This window comes from Polymorphobacter sp. (assembly GCF_051860865.1).
Classification (GTDB): Bacteria; Pseudomonadota; Alphaproteobacteria; order Sphingomonadales; family Sphingomonadaceae; genus Sandarakinorhabdus.
In genome coordinates, this window is sequence record NZ_JBIMKZ010000132.1 from 1 (window position 1) to 3,445 (window position 3,445).

Sequence of the window (3,445 nt, forward strand, 5' to 3'; positions counted from 1 at the left end):
CCTTGAAGCAGCTTTCGACGATATGGTGGTTGTTGACGCCATAGAGCGTCTCGATGTGCAGGGTCAGCCCGGCACTTCCGGCAAAGGCGGCGAACCATTCCTTGAACAGCTCGGTGTCCATCTCGCCGAGGCGCGGCTGGCTGAACCCGGACTTCCAGACCAGATAAGGACGGCCACTGATGTCGAGCGCGACGCGGGTCAGCGTCTCGTCCATCGGAATCAGGGCATCGCCGTAGCGGGTGATGCCGCGCCGGTCGCCGAGCGCCCGGGCGACAGCCTCGCCGAGCGCAATGCCACTGTCCTCGGTGGTGTGATGGGCATCGATGTGGAGGTCGCCGACCGCCTTGAGGCTGATGTCGATCAGGCTGTGCCGGCTCAGCTGCTCGAGCATGTGATCGAGAAAGCCGATGCCGGTGGAAATGCTGTACTCGCCGCTGCCATCGAGGTTGATGGTAACGTCAATCGCCGTTTCCTTGGTGGTACGGCTGACCGAGGCGGTGCGGGCATTCATGGCGGTGGGCGGTAACGGATTAGTCGCCCCTCGGCAAGGCCGGCCCAAAGCCGGGTCAGCCGAGGACGGTGGCAACCCGGCGGCGGCGGCGAACGGAGAGGCCGACGACGCCGAAGCCAAGGACCAGCAGCGCCCAGCTCTCCGGCTCCGGTACTGCACTGCCGGCGATCAGATCGATGCGATAGCCCTGGCCCTTGGTACCGAGATAGGTGACATCGCCGCCGACCCGCGTGGTGAACAGGTAGCGGTCGAAGGCGGCGGTGGGGGTGCCGAGGGTAAGCGTGGTGGTGCCGTCGTTGGTGCCGACATGGCTAAACGCGGCGCTGCCGCCGAGCCCGTTGATGATCTGGCCGCCGAAGCCGAGATAGCTCAGTGAGTGGTCGGCATTGACCCCATAGATCGCCAAGGTGTCGTCGCTGTCGATGTAGGACAGCTTAAGACGGGTAATCTGGAAAGCCTTGCTGGCGGTGAACAGGATCGCTTCGCGCTGGGCCGGTGTGTTGGTGTCGACTTGCGGCGCCGAGGCGCCGCCATTGACGCCGATGCCGGGAGCGGTCTGCTGAATCTGGCGGGTCCCGGCCGTGAGCTGGGACAGGGTGGTGAGGCTGCCGGGCGCCACGGTGAAGTTGAGCGCGTTGGCGGTGATGGACACGCCATTGCTCGTCCGGGAGACGCTGGCGACGTTAGTGGTGCCAGCCGGACCGGCAAAGCTGAAGCTGACCGGCGTGACGGCCAGGGCAGGTGTCGCCATGACCATGAGGGCAACCGCGACGCTCTTGAGATGAAAACGATCGAACATGGGGCACTCCAGCCAACGACGATCAGTTCGTTAGTCGTTTACCGCACGTTCCCATAGTAAATTATTGTATTGTTAACCATTTGATTTATGAACCCATATGGTTATTTTGTCAAATGGCTTGGTCCCTGACCACAGCGGCTTACATACACGGCACGTAAGTGAAGGCTGAATGGCATGGGACATGATATGGAATGGCACGGGACGACGATCGTCTCCGTGCGCAAGAACGGCCTGGTGACGATCGCTGGCGATGGCCAGGTGACCATGGGCCAGACGGTGATGAAACCCAATGCCCGCAAGGTGCGACGGCTCGGTCAGGACGGCCGGGTGATCGGGGGTTTTGCCGGAGCCACCGCTGATGCCTTCACCCTGTTCGAGCGTCTGGAATCGAAGCTGGAGCGCTATCCGGGACAGCTGACTCGCGCCGCCGTCGAGCTGGCCAAGGACTGGCGGACCGATCGCTACCTGCGCCGGCTGGAGGCGATGATGATCGTTGCCGATGCCGAGGTGACGCTGGTGCTGACCGGCACCGGCGACGTCCTGGAGCCCCAGGGCGGCATCGCTGCCATCGGATCGGGCGGGAATTATGCGCTGGCAGCGGCGCGGGCGCTGGCTGACAGCGATCATGATGCCGAGGCCATCGCGCGCCGGGCAATGACTATCGCCGCCGAATTGTGCATCTACACCAACGACCAGGTGACTGTGGAGACCATCGCCGCATCGCGGGCAGCGACCGAAGGCGAGGCGGGCAGCGGCGGAGACGTCCAGTGAGCGAAGCGATCGTCGATGGCCAGCCTCTTGGTGATGCCAAGGGGATGACCCCCCGCCAGATCGTCGCCGCGCTCGATCGGCACATCGTCGGCCAGACCGACGCCAAGCGCGCGGTGGCAGTGGCATTGCGCAACCGCTGGCGCCGCCAGCAGCTCGGTGACGACCTGCGTGACGAGGTCAGCCCCAAGAACATCCTGATGATCGGACCGACCGGCTGCGGCAAGACCGAGATCAGCCGCCGCCTCGCCAAGCTCGCTGATGCGCCATTCCTCAAGATCGAGGCCACCAAGTTCACCGAGGTCGGCTATGTCGGCCGCGACGTTGATTCGATCGTCCGGGACCTGGTCGAGGAATCGATCCGCCTGGTCCGCGAGGCGCGCCGCGCCGGCGTCCGCCAGGCGGCCGAAGCCGCCGCCGAGGCGCGGCTGCTCGACGTGCTGGTCGGCAAGGACGCCAGCGAGGCGACACGGCTGGCGTTTCGCGACCGGCTTCGCGCTGGCGATCTCAAGGGCCGCGAGGTCGAGATCGAGGTTGCCGAGCCGGCACCGAGCTTCGAGCTGCCCGGGATGCAGCCGGGTCAGGTCGGCATGATCAACCTGTCCGACATGTTCGGCAAGGCGATGAGTGGCCGCACGCGCCGCCGCAAGATGCCGGTCGAGGCCGCCCTCGCCGCGCTGCTTGCCGAGGAATCGGACAAGCGGCTCGATGACGAGGAGATCGCCCGCGAGGCGGTGCGCAGCGCCGAAGCCAATGGCATCGTGTTTCTCGACGAGATCGACAAGATCGCCGTGTCCGACGTGCGCGGCGGCTCCGTCAGCCGCGAGGGCGTGCAGCGCGATCTGCTGCCGTTGATCGAGGGCACGACGGTTGCCACCAAATATGGCCCCGTGAAGACAGACCATATCCTGTTCATCGGCTCGGGCGCCTTCCATGTCTCCAAGCCGTCCGACCTGCTGCCCGAGCTGCAGGGACGGCTGCCGATCCGCGTCGAGCTGAAGGGGCTTGTCTATGAGGACTTCCGTCGCATCCTGACCGAAACCGAGGCGAGCCTGATCCGCCAATATACCGCGCTCCTGGAAACCGAGGGCGTAACGATCCGCTTCGCCGAGGACGGCATCGACGCGATCGCCCGCACCGCCGAACAGGTCAATGCCAGCGTCGAGAACATCGGCGCCCGGCGCCTGCAGACGATCATGGAGAAGCTGCTGGAAAGCCTGAGCTTCGAAGCCAGCGAGCGATCGGGGGAAACGGTGGTGGTGACCGCCGCCATGGTCGAACGCGAACTGGGCGCGATCGCCCGCGATACCGATCTGTCCAAGTTTATCCTCTAGGCGGTATCGACGTTCGGCCGTAGGCCTTCGGCG

At 65.1% G+C, this 3,445-nt stretch carries 4 protein-coding genes; 2 read left to right on the top strand and 2 right to left on the bottom strand.

The window, feature by feature from the left end; translation table 11 throughout:
- Together hisB and ACTIFJ_RS15105 are read right to left on the bottom strand one after the other, a co-directional pair.
- Positions 1-511 (bottom strand): imidazoleglycerol-phosphate dehydratase HisB (gene hisB / locus ACTIFJ_RS15100; protein ID WP_439534939.1); only part of this gene is annotated, 511 nt, incomplete at its 3' end.
- A 55-nt stretch (positions 512-566) separates the two neighbouring features.
- Positions 567-1,262 (bottom strand): PEPxxWA-CTERM sorting domain-containing protein, encoded by a 696-nt coding sequence (locus tag ACTIFJ_RS15105; RefSeq protein WP_439534940.1) that lies wholly within the window; start codon positions 1,260-1,262, stop codon positions 567-569.
- 222 nt (positions 1,263-1,484) lie between these two features.
- Here ACTIFJ_RS15105 and hslV point away from each other — a divergent pair, with 222 nt between their 5' ends.
- Both hslV and hslU read left to right on the top strand, forming a co-directional pair.
- Entirely contained in the window at positions 1,485-2,081 is a 597-nt protein-coding gene (gene hslV / locus ACTIFJ_RS15110; protein ID WP_439534941.1) for an ATP-dependent protease subunit HslV, read from the top strand.
- Between the two features lie 44 nt (positions 2,082-2,125).
- The gene (hslU, locus tag ACTIFJ_RS15115; RefSeq protein ID WP_439534942.1) at positions 2,126-3,412 is read left to right on the top strand and encodes an ATP-dependent protease ATPase subunit HslU; all 1,287 of its coding nucleotides are present in this window, start codon (positions 2,126-2,128) and stop codon (positions 3,410-3,412) included.
- Positions 3,413-3,445 lie beyond the last annotated feature (33 nt).